The sequence below is a fragment of the Allochromatium warmingii genome, assembly GCF_900107145.1.
GTDB lineage: Bacteria > Pseudomonadota > Gammaproteobacteria > Chromatiales > Chromatiaceae > Thermochromatium > Thermochromatium warmingii.
The window spans coordinates 1-1,965 of sequence record NZ_FNOW01000083.1; the positions used below are offsets into that span (position 1 = coordinate 1).

Annotated in this window: 3 protein-coding genes; all 3 read right to left on the minus strand. The window is 54.1% G+C overall.

Annotated elements, in window-relative coordinates:
* Positions 1-722 (minus strand): DDE-type integrase/transposase/recombinase (locus BLW10_RS13520; RefSeq protein WP_091335574.1); only part of this gene is annotated, 722 nt, incomplete at its 3' end.
* Between the two features lie 66 nt (positions 723-788).
* Positions 789-1,208, minus strand: a complete 420-nt coding sequence (locus BLW10_RS13525; protein WP_091335568.1) for an HD domain-containing protein — start codon at positions 1,206-1,208, stop codon at positions 789-791.
* Positions 1,209-1,469: 261 nt separating this feature from the next.
* Positions 1,470-1,859 carry a zinc ribbon domain-containing protein gene (locus BLW10_RS13530; protein WP_143117097.1) on the minus strand — a complete coding sequence of 130 codons (390 nt, stop codon included), beginning with the start codon at positions 1,857-1,859 and terminating at the stop codon, positions 1,470-1,472.
* Between the last annotated feature and the right edge of the window lie 106 nt (positions 1,860-1,965).

Sequence of the window (1,965 nt, forward strand, 5' to 3'; positions counted from 1 at the left end):
GCAGTGAGGCGGTGTTCGATGCTGTGATCGGCACAGCCTTGGTCGAAGAGATGGCGTCCGGTTGGTTCACGTTCGCCGGTGGCGCAGAAGCGATCGGTGAATTCCTTGCCGTTGTCGGTGAGGATCTTCTCAATCGTGAACGGGGCTTTTTCGACCAGACGCCGCAGGAAATCGCGGGCGTTGGCGGCGGTTTTCTCGGGCAGGATTTCGACATAAACCCAGCGCGAGGCGCGGTCGATGGCGACAAACAGGTATTGATGTGCCGCCGCGTCCGGCATCTGCGGCAGGTATTTGACATCGATGTGGACAAACCCTGGTGCGTCGTCCTTGAAGGTTTTGACCGGCTTGGTTTCGCCTTCCGGTTGCAGGATCAGGGCGCTGAGGTTGGAGACGCCGTGGCGGCGCAGACAGCGATCTAGGCCCGACCGCGAGACGGCTGGATGAATGAACTCGCGGGTGACCGCCAGCAGATCGTCCAATGGCAGTAGCAGGGTTCGGCGCAGCGTCACCACCACCTGCTCCTGAACTGGGCTCAGCGTGGCGCGAATCCGATGCGGGCGGTGCGACGCATCCTCTCCAGTTGCGCGCCGACGCCATTTGCGCACCGTGGCACGATTCAGGTTGTACTCGCGTGCCAGTTCGCGCTCTGACTTCGTGGACTCGCGTAGCTCCTGACGAATCGCGGGCGTGGTGCGGGCGTTGCGATGTAGGTTCAGATTCATGATTAGATGTCCCGTCAGGTCGCGGATGGTGTCGTCAGCAGTTGCCGCTTGGTCGTCTTCAGCTCATCACTGAGTGTGCGCAGTGCCTCGCGGGCTTGGAACAAAGGATAGCTCCTTTTCGGAATATAATCCCACGGGACGGAACACGTAGTGATTCAGATGCTCGGTGCGCAGTGCCAAAAATGCTTTGTCCGCTTCCAGCAGCAGCGAAAAGAGCAATTGCGTCCAGAGACGAAAGCGCACCGCGTCGGCGATGGCGAGCGCCTGCAAGCGTTCGCCGACCTGTTGGCGGCGAAACAGCCAGCGCCGCGCCTCCTCAAATGCACCATCCGTATCCGCTAGACTCAAGCCGCTGGCGTGTTCCAGCGCCTGTCGGTCGAGCGTCGCCCATTGCTCCAGCACGGGATCATCGTCATCGAGACGCAGACGATTTTCCAGATCATCGAGCGTGGCGAAACCGGCATGGTGTCCGGCAATCGCCTGCACCAGCGCCTACTGTCTTATCTCCGGCTATTAGAAAACATCCGCTTTTCGTCTATACGCAGTGCAATTCAAGATATGGCTATTCAATCAGCATTCAACGCGACAGGTCAGCGTCGCAAGCTTGCGGCACACGTATGACCTCAATCGCGTAGCCGCCCGATCAATTCCTTGCGCTGACGCTTCTTATCGCCACTGCCCCAACCGGCATAACTATAGATAGACTGATTCAATTTCGTTAATAAAATCTACAAAACTTGTAGACAATTAACGCGCACCCTCAATGAGGATGGGTGAATCCACCAAAGCTCGTAGAAAGATTCCACGAGCGCCGTTGATGTCACGATTAACCGTGATCCCGTCTGATGTAATCGTTTTTGCTGAACCGATATTAAGCAGTTTACCGTTCCAAGAAACAGTTTTGCTGGTATAGGCTTCGCAAACACGAATGAGCTTTTTGCCCCGTTCAATGCACTTCAGTTCAAGCCTTTGTCCGAACTTGTAATGGCTAAAAGACAATAGCGACCTGACAGATTTCTTGCGCAACTTTCTCGCTGTTTTAACAACCATCTGTTGCGTATCGAACGTAGGCAATAAGATCACATCAAAGTTATCAGTGAGAAATCTCGCTACCTTCCAATGCAGTTCGTCTATCAAGTTCTTTATTTTATACTAACCTGATACCGATTTTTCGTTTTTGACAATTAACCGATAATAGAAAAATTCTCTGTCAGCAAAGAACGCAGCTCGCTTTTGTATTGAC